Here is a 15,291-nt window from a genome sequence, read left to right as displayed (position 1 = left end):
TTACCTATTTAGCGCTTAATGGTGATTGCTGCAAATGAATGCCCTAAATCTAACGTTTCTGGTACTGCATTTACGACCCAGACTGCATCTAAAGCTATCCGTTCGTCGCGTTCAAGTGGCAATGTTATCTCAATATCTCCTTGAGAAACAGTAGCAACATTATCTAACTTCAAGCGGTTAGCGGTTTCTGGGTGAATTCTAATACAAACAGGATCAGCAGCAGCACAGTGCTGTAACGCTTCTGCATTACGAACAATATAATCACTGCGATAAAGTGGCCATTCTCCAATTCGAACTAACTGCTGATTTAACACAGGCAAAGACTCAGGGTAATAAGGTTGATATTTTATCTCACTCATCATATTTACGTGTGTTTTAATTTCATTTAGTACTTCTTCTGAAGAAGTATATTCAAAACCTTCACAATCTAATAAATTTCCTAAAACTCTAAGTACTTTCCAAGCAGGTCTGGCTTGTGCAAATGGTTTACATACACCTTTAACTGATTGCCAAATATTATCAATATTAATGTAAGTCCCTGATGTCTCAGCATAGGGTGCTATAGGCAATATGACATTTGCATAATCTTTCATAGAATCATGACTAAACGCTGAGAGCATCACTACAAATTCAGCGCCCAACATGGATTGACGAGCCCCATAAGGATTAGCGAAATCAAAACCAGGTTCAAGACCAAGCAAAAAATAACCTTTAAGTTTATTATCCAACGCTGTTTGAATATCCAAGCCAGGATTATCTATTATTTTACCTGCAGCCCCACGGTGTGGCAGCATGCCTGCCAGTTGAGCGCCTGCAGTATTTGCACCTGTTGTAAAACGAATTACCTTCACATCAGTTAATTGCTCTATAGCATAGACTAGCGTTCTTATTAATGCTGCATGTGGATGATTCTCAGCAATTGCTCCTAAAACAATCACAGACTGTGATTGCTTTAGACCATCCCCTATTGCTCGTGAATTTTCACTAGGATTAAGTCCAATCAATAATCGCTGTACTTCTTTTGAAAATTGCGAAATATCAGGTGAAATTGCCAGTAACACTTGAGCAATTTGCTGAGGTATTTCTAAGGGAGAGACGATTTCTTTAGTATCTACGACAAAGTGGTAATCGTAATCAACTGAATTAATTGCATAAATTTTTGCACCATCTCGATAAGCTTTACGAATACGCGTACTAGCTAAAGGCACTTCTCGGTTAATATTACAACCTATTAAAAGAATATGCGCTTGTTTTTCCAACTCAGCATACGTTAAGGTATTATTTACTACGACAGGTAAATTATCCTGATCACTAAAATCCGTTTGGTGAATCCGATGATCAAGGTTGTTAACACCTAAATTACGCATCAACTTTTGTAATAAATAAAATTCCTCTAACGTTGAAGAAGGCGAAGCAAAAGCAGCAAACTGTTCTGCGCCGTATTGCTTTATAATACGACTAATCCCTTCAGCCGTAAATTTTAAGGCAGTTGGCCAATCAACTTCTACCCATTGTCCATCCTTTTTAATTAAAGGATTTGCTGCGCGACCTGGCCCAATTAAACCTAAGTAACTAAAGCGATCTCTATCTGAAAGCCACATTTCATTAATCTGTTCATTTTCACGTGGAACAGCTCGCATTAGCTGGTCATTACTTCTTACATGCAAATGAACGTTTGACCCTAAGCAATCATGCGGCGCAACACTGTCATGTTGTATAAGCTCCCAAGGTCGAGCCTTGAAACGATAGGGTTTAGACGTTAAGGCTCCTACAGGACATAGTTCAATAACATTAGCCGATACTTCTGAGGTCATGCTATGGTCTATGAACGTGCCAATTTGCATCTTTTCACCACGTCCTAAAGCACCAAGCTCACGAACACCTGCTATTTCAGTACCAAATCGTACACATCGAGTACAATGAATACAGCGAGTCATTTCAGTTGCAATTAAGGTTCCCAAATTGTCATCTACAACGGCTCGCTTAGTTTCCTCGTATTCAGAATTTGAATAGCCAAAGCCCAATGAAATATCTTGTAATTCACACTCGCCGCCTTGATCACAAATGGGGCAGTCTAGTGGGTGATTAATTAATAAAAACTCCATAACGGCTTGTTGAGAGCGAACCGCCTCTTCTGATTTTGTAAACACCTTCATACCATCAGTAATGGGTGTAGCACAAGCTGGGACAGGTTTGCGGCCATTTTCTACTTCAACTAAACACATCCGACAATTTGCCGCTATTGATAACTTTTTATGGTAGCAAAAACGAGGAATATAAATGCCTGCGTCATCGGCAACCTCTATAATCATTTTACCGTTTTCCGCTTCTAGCGTTTTTCCGTCAATTTCAATAGTAGCCATTTTTAAACCTTATCAATTATGCCGCAATCATTGAGCGTTTATGCTTGATGAAATAATCAAATTCATGATAGAAATGTTTCACAAAGCTCTGCACAGGCCAAGCTGCTGCTTCTCCTAGTGCACAAATCGTACGGCCTTCAATCTTATCAGCAACATTAACTAATTTCTCAATATCTCCAGGTTCACCATGACCATGTCGGATACGATGAATTAAGCGCACCATCCAACCTGTACCCTCACGACAAGGCGTACATTGACCACAGGATTCATCCATATAAAACTCAGAAATCCGATAAAGGGCATCAACCATACATGTTGTTTCATCCATAACAATCACTGCCCCTGAACCTAATCCTGAACCTGCTTTTTGAATACTGTCATAATCCATATCAAGCTGCATCATAACATCCCCTGGCAATACTTTCATTGATGTTCCCCCAGGGATGACAGCTTTAATACGATTACCATTAAGCATGCCGCCAGCTAATTCTAATAGTGTTTTAAAAGGGGTACCGAGTGGAATTTCAAAATTCCCTGGCTTATTGACATGGCCACTCACACTAAAGCACTTAGTACCACCATTATTAGGCTTACCCAGTTTTAAAAACCAGTCACCGCCTCTTTCTAAAATAACCGGCACAGAAGCAAAGGTTTCCGTATTATTAATTGTTGTAGGTTTGCCATATAATCCGTAGTTAGCAGGAAAAGGTGGTTTGAAGCGAGGCATTCCTTTACGACCTTCCAGTGAATTTAATAAAGCAGTTTCTTCACCACATATATAAGCACCAGCGCCTAAATGGTTATACAAATCAAAATCAATTCCACTACCAAGAATATTTTTACCTAATAAACCTGCGTCATAGGCTTCTTTTAGAGCTCGTTCACAATGCTGGAATGGTAGCCAAAATTCGCCGCGAATATAATTATAACCAACGGTTGCTCCCATGACATAACCAGCAATAGCCATACCTTCTATTAATTGATGCGGATTATAAATAAGAATATCTCTGTCTTTGCAAGTACCAGGTTCACCTTCATCTGAATTACAAACCACGTACTTTTGTACAGGTGAGTTGCGATTCATAAAGCTCCATTTAAGCCCTGTTGGGAACCCTGCACCACCTCGGCCTCGTAAAGCGGAGGTTTTTAATTCATCAATAATTTGTTGAGGCGGCGTTTGTTCAGCTAAAATACGTCGCCATGAACTATATCCTTCTAAACTTTCGTAAGACTTTAATGTCCACGGCTCTTTAAGATGAAGCGTTCGGTAACACACTTGATTTAGTTGAATCATCGCTACGACCTCACTCACGAATATTGTTCTAAAACCTGATCAATTTTCTCTTTGGTCAAGTTTTCGTGATAATCCTTGTTCACTTGCATCATAGGCGCATTGATACATGCACCTAAACACTCAACTGAACGAATAGTAAAACGCCCATCAGCTGTAACTTGGCCTAATTTTATCCCAAGCTTCTGTTGTAAATGGTCAACCACTTCTGCCGAACCTCTTAGTTGGCATGAAATATTGGTGCAGACATTAACTATATTTCGAGCTGTTGGTTTATGTTCATACATCGAATAAAAAGTAGATACCTCATATACAGCAATCGCAGGCATATCTAAATAATCAGCAACAGCATCCATTAACTCGGGTGTCAAGTAACCGTACTGGTCTTGTACAATATGCAAGGCACTCATAACCGCAGATTGCTTTTCATCAGGCGGGTATTTTGCTATCCAACTATCAATTTCTGCTATTCGCTCAGGAGTTAAAAATTGACAAAGTAGTTTTGCTGAATTCTGAGACATATTTTAACCTTAAAAATATTTAACCTAGCATTTGACTATTAGCCAATATTAAGCATTACAGTTAATTTTCAGTTTCTTTAATATTGAACAAAACCTAGCGCTAAAACTTAATTCAATTCTTTATAATTATATTTCAAGAATGTAGTAGCTCTGATTACATATTAAGTCAATACTATACATCATCGCTCTATTATTAAATGATAAATATACTATTAGCCTAGAAGCTAGTTTTGCCGTTTTAATTTTAATTAACTTTAAAGTAGACAAGTAATTACTAATTACCGATCTACCTCCCCAAATACAATATCCTGACTCGCCAAAATTGCCACGCCATCTGCTAGCATATGTCCTTTAACCATTTCATCATAACTTGATAAATGAGCAAAACCAGGCGCACGAATCTTTATTCTATAGGGCTTATTTGCACCATCTGACACTAAATAGATACCAAATTCACCTTTAGGCGCTTCTACGGCTGCATAAACTTCACCACGCGGCAAACAAAAGCCTTCTGTAAAAAGTTTAAAATGATGAATTAAAGCTTCCATATCATGCTTCATTTCAGCCCGGTTGGGCGGTGTTATCTTATGATCATTAACTCTTACAGGCCCTGGATTTGCTCTTAACCATTCTATACATTGACGAATAATACGATTGGACTGACGCATTTCTTCTACGCGAACTAAATACCTATCATAACAATCGCCTGTCTTTCCTACTGGAATATCAAATTCCATCTGGTCATAAGCAGCATAGGGCTGCTTCTTACGTAGATCCCAAGCAATGCCAGAGCCACGTAACATAGGACCTGTAAATCCCCATTGCAATGCATTTTCAGGCGAAACAATACCTATATCAACTGTGCGTTGTTTCCAAATACGATTATCAGTTAGTAACGTTTCATATTCATCTACCCGTTTAGGAAAACGTTCTGTGAAAGCCCATAAAAAGTCTAATAAACTGCCTTCTCTATCCTGATTCATTTTATCTACTTCCCGATCACTATGCCAACGAGAAGGTTTGTATTTTGGCATGCTATCAGGTAAATCACGGGCAACGCCGCCAGGACGATAATATTTGGCATGCATACGTGCACCTGAAACCGCTTCGTAGCAGTCAAATAAATCTTCTCGCTCACGAAAACAGTATAGAAAAACGGTCATTGCGCCAATATCAAGCGCATTGGCGCCCATCCATAGTAAGTGATTTAATATTCGAGTTACTTCATCAAACATCGTGCGGATATATTTGGCTCGAATTGGGGGCTCAATACCTAGTAATTTCTCAATGGCCAAAATATAGCCATGTTCATTACACATCATGGACACATAGTCAAGGCGATCCATATAACCAACATTTTGGAGATAGGGTTTGGTCTCTGCCAGTTTTTCAGTAGCACGGTGTAGTAAACCTATATGGGGATCAGCTCTTACTATGGTTTCCCCTTCGAGTTCTAATACTAAACGTAGAACGCCATGCGCAGCAGGATGTTGTGGCCCAAAATTGAGTGTGTAATTTTTAAGTTCAATCATTAACCACCCCTTTCACATCAAAATAGCGATTATCATTACGTATTACTTTAGGAACAAGGACTCGAGGCTCTAAATCGACTGGCTCATAAATCACTTTTTGTGTAGCAGCATCATAACGCATTTCAACATGGCCACTGAGTGGAAAATCTTTTCTAAAGGGATAACCAATAAATCCATAATCCGTAAGAATACGTCTTAAGTCAGGATGATTTTCAAACAAAATACCATATAAGTCATAGGCCTCGCGCTCAAACCAATTAGCAACTTTCCATAAGTCATGTACTGAGGGAACAATTAAATGTTGTTCCTCTACAAATGTTTTAACCCGAATACGATGATTAAGTGTTGTAGACAATAAATGATAAACGACTGCAAATCGAGGTTTATCCATAACATAAGCCCTCGATTCAAATCGTTCAACGCCACGTGAGAATCCATATTCTGTTGCTTCTTGGGTTTCCCAGTCATATAAACCATAGTGCAGATAATCTACACCACAGAGATCAATTAGCTGATCACAAGCAAATAATTCATTAGTCTTTAGGGTATTTAATACAAATTTGAGGTTAGCTACCTCTGCTTCTAGTGTAATTTCATCAAACTCAGTAGAAATTAAAGCTATTTTGCCATTTAATTCGTTTTTAATACTTTCCGTTAAAACTGCTAATTTTGTCATCTGATTTTACTGTCCTAATCTAAACTTCAATCACAGATTTATGCTTAATTTTGTTCTGAAGCTGGATTATGCCATATAAGAGTGCTTCAGCTGTAGGTGGACAGCCAGGCACATATACATCTACAGGTACAATCCGATCACAACCCCGGACAACTGAATAGGAATAATGATAATAGCCACCGCCATTAGCACAAGAGCCCATAGAGATAACCCACCTGGGCTCTGGCATCTGATCATAGACTTTACGTAATGCGGGTGCCATTTTATTACAAAGCGTTCCTGCTACGATCATCACGTCAGATTGCCTAGGACTAGGCCTAAAAATTATACCGAAGCGATCTAAATCATAGCGAGAAGCGCCCACGTGCATCATTTCAACAGCACAACACGCTAAACCAAATGTCATCGGCCACATTGAACCACTACGCGCCCATCCCACTAATTGGTCAATTGAGGTAGTGATAAAGCCTTTTTTTTGCAATTCTGCAACTGCCATAGAAGCCTCTAGAAAAATCTTATTTCGTAACTATGCTCACTCTAAAATATGGGTTTCGAAGCCAGCTCATTTAGTTTTAAACTATGCCTCAGCATAAATGCTGCAGTTTATAAGCAATTAAAAGAGGATGCAAACACAGTTAACTAAGTATAAAGCCAAAGAAACGATTTCGAAAGGTGTCTACTCCCATTCAAGAGCGCCCCGCTTCCATTCATATATAAAGCCTATTACTAATAAGCCTAGGAAAATCATCATTGCCGAAAAACCGAACCATCCAATCTTTCTTAAAACTAAAGCCCATGGAAAGAAGAAAGCTGTTTCTAAGTCAAATATAATAAATAGTATAGCAACTAAATAGAATCTTACATCGAAAGGAATATGAGAACTTTCAAAAGCATTAAATCCACATTCATAAGGGGCATTCTTAGCTGGATCTGGCGCATGCTTAGAAAGCAGAGCACCAGCTGAAAATAAAGCTACGCCTAAACCTATGGCGATAACAATAAAAACAAGTACTGGCAAATATTGTGATAGCATAGTTTCATTTCGCTTAAGATTGGTGCCGAAGGCCGGACTCGAACCGGCACAGCTTGCGCTACCGCCCCCTCAAGACGGCGTGTCTACCAATTCCACCACTTCGGCAAGTAATTATTGTTTTCCTTTGCTGCTATCAACCGGTACAGGAATTTTAGTTTCCGGTACACTGGTTTGTTGAGGTATTGCTTGTTGCGATGCTTTTTGATATTGCGTTGAAACAAGGTAGGATAAAGTCAAACTTGTTATGAAAAAAATCAGCGCTAATCCACCTGTTAATTTAAACAAAAAGCTACCAGTTCCTTGGCTTCCAAAAACAGTATTTGATGCTCCTGAGCCAAAAGCTGCGCCTATATCGGCGCCCTTACCATGTTGTATGAGTACAAGGCCAATTAAAGCAATTGCTACTAATACGTGAATCATTAAAATTAGCTGATACATTTAATAATTTCCACAAACTGCTGTGCATTAAGGGATGCACCGCCGATCAATCCACCATCAACATCAGGCATTGCGAACAATGCTTTTGCATTTTTTTCATTGACACTTCCTCCATATAAAAGAGGAACTGTATTTGCATCATCCTCGCTAAATTCAGCAATAATGGACCTGATAGTCGTATGTGCCATCTGAACTTGTTCAGGAGAAGCAGTATGGCCTGTACCTATAGCCCAAACAGGTTCATACGCGACAACACAGCTGCTAAAAGCATGTGTATTATTCATTGCTATTGCTTGTAACTGGGCAGCTAAGACTTGTTCTGTTTTACCCTCGTCACGCTCTTTTAGCGTTTCTCCCACACACAAGACCGGTATCATACCATGATCTTTAACATGGTGGAATTTATCTGCAATAAATTTTTCACCTTCGTCAAACAAGACTCGCCGTTCAGAATGTCCTACTAAAACATACTTACAATTATAATCTTTCAACATTGGCCCAGATAACTCACCTGTATAGGCTCCTGAGTCTTTGGGATATACATTTTGTGCACCCCATTTAATATTACTTTTATTTAAAGTACTACTTATTACAGGTAAATAAATAGCCGGTGGCATAACAACACATTCTGTAGCTGATGGATTTGGTAATAACTCTAGTAAGTCACGTAGTAACGATTCAATTGACGCTAACTGGCCATTCATTTTCCAATTACCAGCTACAATTTTCTTCCTCATTTATACTCCATAATAAACGGTCGCAAATATACCTTAAAGATTAAGCATGCGTCAATCATTGAATTTTACACTATGAATGTTGTTCACTTTAGCATCCTGTTTAGAACAAACGCAAAATTACCATTAATAATCTAGATCAATTTGCATAATATTATCCCTTAACTGCTCAGCATAAGTATTTACGAGCTCCTTATCTTCGCCTTCAACCATTACTCTTAGTAATGGCTCTGTGCCAGAAGGTCGCAAAAGCACTCGGCCTTTTTGATTCAATTTCTTAGTTAATGTATCTACTAAATCAATCACTTGCGGGTTTTTCGCTAAAACTAACGCATTAGGTGTTTTAATGTTTAATAGCACTTGCGGATATAATTCAATTCCCTGCGTGAGTTCTTCTAATGTTTTGCCATGCATAATCATACAAGCTAAAACTTGTAATGCAGCAATAATACCGTCCCCTGTCGTCGTTTTATCCAAACAGACAATATGTCCTGAAGATTCGCCGCCAATCTTCCAGTTTAATTCTCTAAGTGTCTCCAAGACATAACGGTCACCAACATTAACTCGCTTAAAAGGAATATCTAAAGCTGATATAGCTTTTTCCAGGCCATAATTACTCATTAGTGTACCGACTACACCGCCTTGTAGTATGCCTCGTTGTTGTCTATCACGAGCTAGGATATATAAAATTTGATCACCATCAATAAGGTTTCCTGCAGCATCTATCAAAATGACTCTATCACCATCGCCATCGAGAGCAACGCCTAAATCAGCGCCATAGTGTAAAACTTGTTTTCTTAGCTCAGCTGGCGCGGTTGAACCACATTGATGATTAATATTAAGACCATCAGGCTCGTTACAAATAGCAATGACCTCTGCCCCTAATTCATTAAAAACATTAGGTGCAATATGATAAGTGGCGCCATTAGCACAATCAACTACGAGCTTAATTCCAGTTAAACGAGTTAGCGATGATATTGAAGATTTACAAAATTCAATGTAGCGCCCTGGCGCATCACTAATACGCTTTGCTTTACCTAATTTGTCAGAACGTACGATTTCTAATGGCTTATCTATTTCTTCTTCAATGGCATGCTCAATATGATCAGGTAATTTGCTGCCATCAGCTGAGAAAAATTTAATGCCATTATCTTCATATAAATTATGTGACGCGCTAATAACAATACCAGCGTCAGCTCGTAAAGTTTGAGTTAAATAAGCTACAGCTGGCGTAGGCATAGGGCCTAATAAGTTAACATCTACTCCTGCAGCTGATAAACCTGCTTCTAAAGCTGACTCCAGCATATAACCTGAAATACGCGTATCTTTACCAATAATGATTTTATTGCGGTAACCATTCGAAAGTATACGTCCTACAGCCCAGCCCAATTTTAATACAAATTCAGGATTAATATTTGATATCCCTACTTGCCCACGAATACCATCAGTACCAAAATATTTACGTTGGCTCATTCCCTATTACCTTTTAAATTGTTATTAACCTGCATAATAGCATCTAACATAACTAATGACTGTTTTGTTTCTACTACATCATGCGTCCTGATTATATCTACCCCCTTTAAACTAGCAACTATATTTAGTGTAATGCCGCCAATTAATCGCTCATCAACTTTTTTATTTAGAATAGATCCTATTGTACTTTTCCTCGATACACCTAACATTAAAGGCAAATTATGCTGCTTAAATTGGGTTAAATCCTTAATGAGGTGTAAGTTATGCTCGACAGTTTTACCAAAGCCAAAACCAGGATCAATTATGATATTGTTGCGTTGAATTCCTGCTTTTAGACAATTCTCAATTTGTTTTTGAAAAAATAGGTTAATTTCAGCAGTAATATCTTTGTAGCTTATCGGTAAGGCTTGCATAGTTTGTGGTATTCCTTTCATATGCATTAAACATACAGGAACTTGTAATTTAGCTAGTAAATCAAGTGCGTCTTTATCCCTTAAGGCCGTTATATCATTAACTAGATCAGCGCCAGCTTCTACAGCTGCACGCATCACAGCAGCCTTTGTTGTATCTACAGAAATACAACAATCCGTTTCACGCCGTAGTTGTTTAATAAGTGGAACTACGCGAGCTATTTCTTCATCAACACTAATCGGTTTTGCGCCAGGTCTTGATGATTCACCTCCAATATCCAAAATATCAGCGCCTTCAGCAAGTAGTCGCTGTGCATGCGCTAGGGCCTGGTCCAAATTTAAATAGCGTCCGCCATCAGAAAATGAGTCTGGTGTTACATTAATGATGCCCATAATCAAAGGAGATTGATATTGGTTAGTTTTTAAATTTAATTGCTGACGCCAGCTACGAAATTGCTGATTATTCATTTATAACCTTCATTTGGAAACAGGACTTAAAAGATAAAAGCTAATTAATATAAAAGAAGTTTAAAAAAGTATTAGGATTTATAACTAAAAACTCTCACAACTTCTTAATTAAGGTAAATCTCCGCCTAGCCTAATGGCGGAGAAAATTTTTAAAAGAAAAAACTAATGTTCCTCAGCTGGACGATCTACAGGTTTGCCATTAATGACTTTAGTATCAGATTTAGGTGTATTATCTGAATCAAAAGACTTTAATGATTCCCAATCATCAGGAGGAGAAGGTGGTTTACCTAACATAATTTCATTAATTTGTTTAGTATCAATTGTTTCATATTTAATGAGAGCTTCTGCCATTAAATGTAGGATATCCATTTTAGCCACCAGAATGTCTTTGGCACGCTGGTAATTTCTGGTAATAATGTTATTAACTTCTTCATCAATCAACTGGGCAGTTTTATCAGAAATCTCTTTGTTATGGCTCACACTACGACCTAGGAATACTTCACCTTCTTCTTCACCAAAGGTTAATGGGCCTAAGTCTGATAATCCCCAACTGGTTACCATCTTACGAGCAATTTCTGTAGAACGCATAATATCATTTGATGCGCCTGTAGTAACATTTTCAGCGCCAAAAATGAGCTCTTCTGCAATACGACCACCAAATAAACTAGATAATTGACTCTCTAAACGTCGTTTACTATGACTATAACGATCTTGCTCAGGTAGGAACATTGTAACGCCCAGCGCACGTCCTCGAGGAATAATAGTCACTTTATAAACAGGATCATGTTCTGGAACAGATAAACCGACAATAGCATGACCTGCTTCATGGTAGGCTGTTAGTTTTTTCTCATTTTCATCCATAACCATTGAGCGACGCTCAGCACCCATCATGATTTTATCTTTAGCTTTATCAAGTTCTTGCATACCAACTTTACGTTTATTGGCCCGTGCTGCAAATAAGGCTGCTTCATTGACCAAATTAGCTAAATCCGCGCCTGAAAATCCTGGCGTTCCACGCGCAATAGGTAATACCTCAACTTGTTTATCAACAGGCACTTTACCTAAATGAACTTTAAGAATTTGCTCTCGACCACGTATATCAGGTAGTGGTACAACGACTTGACGGTCAAAACGGCCTGGACGTAAAAGAGCAGGATCGAGCACATCTGGCCTATTTGTCGCAGCGACGACAATGACTCCATCATTACCCTCAAAGCCATCCATTTCTACAAGCAACTGATTAAGGGTTTGCTCTCGCTCATCATGACCGCCACCCAAGCCGGCGCCACGATGTCTTCCTACCGCGTCAATTTCGTCAATAAAGATAATACAAGGCGCTTGTTTTTTTGCTTGTTCAAACATATCACGAACACGCGAGGCACCTACACCGACAAACATTTCCACAAAGTCTGAACCCGAGATTGTAAAGAAAGGAACTTTTGCTTCACCCGCCACGGCCTTAGCTAAAAGTGTTTTACCTGTACCTGGCGGTCCTACTAACAATACGCCTCGTGGAATACGGCCACCTAAATTTTGAAATTTGCTTGGATCGCGTAGAAAATCAACTAGCTCTTTAACTTCTTCTTTTGCTTCATCGACACCTGCTACATCAGCGAAAGTAACTTTAACTTGATCTTCGCCTAATAAACGCGCCCGCGAACGGCCAAAAGACATAGCACCACGGCCACCGCCACCTTGCATTTGTCGCATGAAAAAGATCCAGACACCGATAAGCAGGAGCATTGGAAACCAATTTACAAATAAATGGAGCAAGAAACTTTCCTGAGGTTTTTCTTGCCCACTTACTTCAACCTTATTTTGTAGTAACTGACCTAATAAAGCATTATCCTGCATAGGGATGTAGGTCACAAAACGCTGGTTATTTTTTGTCGTTCCTCGAATAACTTTATTATCTTCAACAGTGACAGAATTGATCATGCCCTGATCAATTTCTGTTAAGAACTGGCTGTAAGGAATTTTTTCTGTTGTGCCATGGCGAGGTCCAAAGTTACTAAACACAGACACTAGCACGATAGCTATAACAAGCCACAAAAATAAATTTTTTACCATGTCGTTCAAAACATTAACCTCGATATGTGCGAATTTCTACGCTAAGCAATAAAGTTACTATAAATTATAGCCCTTCGCCAGCATATAGGTTTCATGCGAGCGTGAGCGAGACGCTATAGGTTTACGAATAACTACCTTACTAAACTGTTGGCGGGCTAATTTAATAAGGTTATCAAACCCAGCACCATGAAAAATCTTTATTAGCATAGCACCACCTGGCTTAAGCATTATATCCCCAAAATCAAAAGCTAACTCTGCTAAATACATTGCTCTTGGAATATCAACTATCCTTGATCCACTCATATTTGGGGCCATATCTGATAAAAGCAAGTCTAAACCTCTTTTGGGTACCAAATTTATTAATTGCTGAAAGACATTTTCTTCTCGAAAATCACCTTGAATAAAATTGACACCTGGTAATTCAGCCATAGGCAATAAATCTAAAGCAACAATTGTTCCATTTCCATTTAATTTTTGTGTAACAAATTGGGTCCAGCTGCCTGGCGCTGCACCTAAATCTACAATAGTCATTCCTGGCTTAATAATATTTTCTCTTTCATCAATTTCTTTTAATTTATAAACAGCACGACTACGATAGCCTTCTGCCTGTGCCTTTTTGACAAAAACATCATCAAAGTGCTCCTTTAACCAACGATTACTGCTTTTAGAACGAGGCATACGGAACAGAACATATTAACTTATTATTATAATACTCAAATTTACTACCGTTTCCCAGCAAAACGTGCAATAATTTAACATTTAAATGAGATTTCGTTGTGGATAGTACATTTAAACAAACTCTTAAAGCTAGAGCCCATCATTTAAGACCGGTCGTTTTATTGGGTGCTAAGGGTTTAACTACAGCTATTGTTGCAGAAACAGATGTTGCTTTAAACGCTCACGAATTAATTAAAGTCAAAATTAATGGCGCTGAGAAAGAGGATCGGCAGAAAATGGCTACCGAACTTTGCCAGCAATTAAATGCAGAGCTTATTCAACTAATTGGCAATACTGCAATTATCTATCGGCAAAAGACTGATTAACAGCTAAGCTCATTAAAATTAATTTTTTAAGACAAAATAATAAAGCCTACTTTAATTACGGTACAGGTCAGTACTCCTCAGAAAAAATTTATTGTGAGAACTGCTGTGAAAAGTACCATCACGGTGGTCGGATTGAGTATTATCACCTCAAAAAATGCCTATTACATTATGCGAGCAGGCCGCTCTCGGTGTTGTATCGAGAATGAAACCTTTAATACCCTGAAGAATTAGGGTGCAGCTTCGAGCACAATTATGGGTATGATTACAAAATCTTTGTTCTGTGATAACTATGTTGATGATGTTGGCTTTTTAATTGACCAAATACAGCAGCTTTGCTGTAAAACTTAGCAAAAGCCAGACAACATGCAGGACGATTAAGTACGCTCTCTGAAGGAGTACGTTCTTTTTATGCAATAGGAGTATGGAGCAGTTGCCAAGCGTTGCACACTTTTATTGGAGAACCTTCATCCAGATCACCTCTGAGCAAGGCTGGATAAACAGTAGTTAGCTCAGGGCGTGCCTTTTTTGCTAAAGCGCTTACCTACTATTGCTAAGCGAAAATTGGTTTTAATTCAAGCAGTATCAATTTGCTTTTAAAAATAGGATGATACTCTAAAAACCCATTCTATTTTTTTTGTCTAGTGCAGCCTTTGGCAATGCTTAATTTAACTTAGTGGGAATTGCTGGAGTAGACATTGTTTTATCGATATATAAGCAGTAAAATGCAAAAATCAGTAAAAGGATGTAGTTTATGCGAAATCATATGTTTAACCAAGTGTACTCATATATAAATTGGATAAGAGTTAGCTATAAAGCTATCGCCAAAATTAATGCCTCAATACCAGTATTGCGACTTATTTCAGAAGAGCGTGATAAAAAAGAAGATGAGGTATGTTTTAGAATTCAAATATCTGGAAAAAATATCTTTCCTATAGTATCTGTAAAAGATCTTAATAATCCCTTTATGATCTCAAATTTCAGCAAAGGTGATCAGGATATCATCCGGAGTTATATTTCTGATGTTAGGAGCCGCATACGCAAAAGAATTGTGGCGAGGACATATGACAGGGAAACGAAATTATTTAAGTATACTATTGAATATCTTGAGCCTGGTTCAAAAGTAAGAAGCATAATTATCAATAACTTAGCTTTATTATCAAATGAAATATATAATTTTGACAAAGATGATGCTCAGCTTATTGAATTCGAACTAAAGAAAACGACGTTAGAGGGTTAGTT

General features: G+C 38.3%; 15 protein-coding genes and 1 tRNA gene. 2 read left to right on the top strand and 14 right to left on the bottom strand.

Annotated features, from left to right (window positions below; translation table 11 throughout):
• Positions 1–8: 8 nt before the first annotated feature.
• From nuoG to rlmE, 14 genes are all read right to left on the bottom strand, one after another.
• Entirely contained in the window at positions 9–2,363 is a 2,355-nt protein-coding gene (gene nuoG, locus ACQUW5_RS04875; protein WP_444990092.1) for an NADH-quinone oxidoreductase subunit NuoG, read from the bottom strand.
• A 16-nt stretch (positions 2,364–2,379) separates the two neighbouring features.
• On the bottom strand, positions 2,380–3,657 hold the full coding sequence (nuoF, locus tag ACQUW5_RS04870) for an NADH-quinone oxidoreductase subunit NuoF (protein WP_444990091.1): 1,278 nt from the start codon (positions 3,655–3,657) through the stop codon (positions 2,380–2,382).
• A gap of 14 nt (positions 3,658–3,671) precedes the next feature.
• Positions 3,672–4,175, bottom strand: a complete 504-nt coding sequence (gene nuoE, locus ACQUW5_RS04865) for an NADH-quinone oxidoreductase subunit NuoE (RefSeq protein ID WP_444990090.1) — start codon at positions 4,173–4,175, stop codon at positions 3,672–3,674.
• 278 nt (positions 4,176–4,453) lie between these two features.
• Complete coding sequence (locus ACQUW5_RS04860) at positions 4,454–5,707, bottom strand: NADH-quinone oxidoreductase subunit D (RefSeq protein ID WP_444990089.1); 1,254 nt, start codon at positions 5,705–5,707, stop codon at positions 4,454–4,456.
• On the bottom strand, positions 5,700–6,383 hold the full coding sequence (locus ACQUW5_RS04855; RefSeq protein WP_444990088.1) for an NADH-quinone oxidoreductase subunit C: 684 nt from the start codon (positions 6,381–6,383) through the stop codon (positions 5,700–5,702). Before ACQUW5_RS04855 ends, ACQUW5_RS04860 begins: the two co-directional genes overlap by 8 nt.
• Positions 6,384–6,402: 19 nt before the next feature.
• Complete coding sequence (locus tag ACQUW5_RS04850) at positions 6,403–6,879, bottom strand: NuoB/complex I 20 kDa subunit family protein (protein WP_444990087.1); 477 nt, start codon at positions 6,877–6,879, stop codon at positions 6,403–6,405.
• Between the two features lie 180 nt (positions 6,880–7,059).
• On the bottom strand, positions 7,060–7,416 hold the full coding sequence (locus ACQUW5_RS04845; RefSeq protein ID WP_444990086.1) for an NADH-quinone oxidoreductase subunit A: 357 nt from the start codon (positions 7,414–7,416) through the stop codon (positions 7,060–7,062).
• Positions 7,417–7,436: 20 nt separating this feature from the next.
• Positions 7,437–7,521: transfer RNA gene (locus tag ACQUW5_RS04840), tRNA-Leu, on the bottom strand.
• A gap of 6 nt (positions 7,522–7,527) precedes the next feature.
• Positions 7,528–7,854, bottom strand: coding sequence for a preprotein translocase subunit SecG (gene secG / locus ACQUW5_RS04835; RefSeq protein ID WP_444990085.1), 327 nt, complete (start codon positions 7,852–7,854; stop codon positions 7,528–7,530).
• The gene (tpiA, locus tag ACQUW5_RS04830) at positions 7,842–8,591 is read right to left on the bottom strand and encodes a triose-phosphate isomerase (protein ID WP_444990084.1); all 750 of its coding nucleotides are present in this window, start codon (positions 8,589–8,591) and stop codon (positions 7,842–7,844) included. Before tpiA ends, secG begins: the two co-directional genes overlap by 13 nt.
• 123 nt (positions 8,592–8,714) lie before the next feature.
• On the bottom strand, positions 8,715–10,061 hold the full coding sequence (gene glmM, locus ACQUW5_RS04825; RefSeq protein ID WP_444990083.1) for a phosphoglucosamine mutase: 1,347 nt from the start codon (positions 10,059–10,061) through the stop codon (positions 8,715–8,717).
• Positions 10,058–10,939 (bottom strand): dihydropteroate synthase, encoded by an 882-nt coding sequence (gene folP, locus ACQUW5_RS04820; RefSeq protein ID WP_444990082.1) that lies wholly within the window; start codon positions 10,937–10,939, stop codon positions 10,058–10,060. The genes glmM and folP overlap by 4 nt, the downstream gene beginning before the upstream one ends.
• Positions 10,940–11,101: 162 nt before the next feature.
• Complete coding sequence (gene ftsH / locus ACQUW5_RS04815) at positions 11,102–13,009, bottom strand: ATP-dependent zinc metalloprotease FtsH (protein ID WP_444990259.1); 1,908 nt, start codon at positions 13,007–13,009, stop codon at positions 11,102–11,104.
• A 57-nt stretch (positions 13,010–13,066) separates the two neighbouring features.
• Positions 13,067–13,687: a 23S rRNA (uridine(2552)-2'-O)-methyltransferase RlmE gene (rlmE, locus tag ACQUW5_RS04810; RefSeq protein WP_444990081.1), complete on the bottom strand. Its 621-nt coding sequence runs from the start codon at positions 13,685–13,687 to the stop codon at positions 13,067–13,069.
• 98 nt (positions 13,688–13,785) lie between these two features.
• On the opposite strand from rlmE, the gene yhbY reads away from it, so the two are divergent.
• Positions 13,786–14,052 (top strand): ribosome assembly RNA-binding protein YhbY, encoded by a 267-nt coding sequence (yhbY, locus tag ACQUW5_RS04805; protein WP_444990080.1) that lies wholly within the window; start codon positions 13,786–13,788, stop codon positions 14,050–14,052.
• Between the two features lie 751 nt (positions 14,053–14,803).
• Positions 14,804–15,289: a hypothetical protein gene (locus tag ACQUW5_RS04800; protein WP_444990079.1), complete on the top strand. Its 486-nt coding sequence runs from the start codon at positions 14,804–14,806 to the stop codon at positions 15,287–15,289.
• Positions 15,290–15,291 lie beyond the last annotated feature (2 nt).

The sequence above is a fragment of the Legionella pelazae genome (assembly GCF_052527395.1).
Note: the sequence above shows the minus strand (reverse complement) of the source record. Positions and strands in the feature narration are given on the sequence as shown.

What these genes read in the sequence shown, in the direction of transcription:
- nuoG (WP_444990092.1), bottom strand. Translation starts at nt 2,363, where the DNA reads ATGGCTACTATTGAAATTGACGGAAAAACGCTAGAAGCGGAAAACGGT.
- nuoF (WP_444990091.1), bottom strand. Translation starts at nt 3,657, where the DNA reads ATGATTCAACTAAATCAAGTGTGTTACCGAACGCTTCATCTTAAAGAG.
- nuoE (WP_444990090.1), bottom strand. Translation starts at nt 4,175, where the DNA reads ATGTCTCAGAATTCAGCAAAACTACTTTGTCAATTTTTAACTCCTGAG.
- ACQUW5_RS04860 (WP_444990089.1), bottom strand. Translation starts at nt 5,707, where the DNA reads ATGATTGAACTTAAAAATTACACACTCAATTTTGGGCCACAACATCCT.
- ACQUW5_RS04855 (WP_444990088.1), bottom strand. Translation starts at nt 6,383, where the DNA reads ATGACAAAATTAGCAGTTTTAACGGAAAGTATTAAAAACGAATTAAAT.
- ACQUW5_RS04850 (WP_444990087.1), bottom strand. Translation starts at nt 6,879, where the DNA reads ATGGCAGTTGCAGAATTGCAAAAAAAAGGCTTTATCACTACCTCAATT.
- ACQUW5_RS04845 (WP_444990086.1), bottom strand. Translation starts at nt 7,416, where the DNA reads ATGCTATCACAATATTTGCCAGTACTTGTTTTTATTGTTATCGCCATA.
- secG (WP_444990085.1), bottom strand. Translation starts at nt 7,854, where the DNA reads ATGTATCAGCTAATTTTAATGATTCACGTATTAGTAGCAATTGCTTTA.
- tpiA (WP_444990084.1), bottom strand. Translation starts at nt 8,591, where the DNA reads ATGAGGAAGAAAATTGTAGCTGGTAATTGGAAAATGAATGGCCAGTTA.
- glmM (WP_444990083.1), bottom strand. Translation starts at nt 10,061, where the DNA reads ATGAGCCAACGTAAATATTTTGGTACTGATGGTATTCGTGGGCAAGTA.
- folP (WP_444990082.1), bottom strand. Translation starts at nt 10,939, where the DNA reads ATGAATAATCAGCAATTTCGTAGCTGGCGTCAGCAATTAAATTTAAAA.
- ftsH (WP_444990259.1), bottom strand. Translation starts at nt 13,009, where the DNA reads ATGGTAAAAAATTTATTTTTGTGGCTTGTTATAGCTATCGTGCTAGTG.
- rlmE (WP_444990081.1), bottom strand. Translation starts at nt 13,687, where the DNA reads ATGCCTCGTTCTAAAAGCAGTAATCGTTGGTTAAAGGAGCACTTTGAT.
- ACQUW5_RS04800 (WP_444990079.1), top strand. Translation starts at nt 14,804, where the DNA reads ATGCGAAATCATATGTTTAACCAAGTGTACTCATATATAAATTGGATA.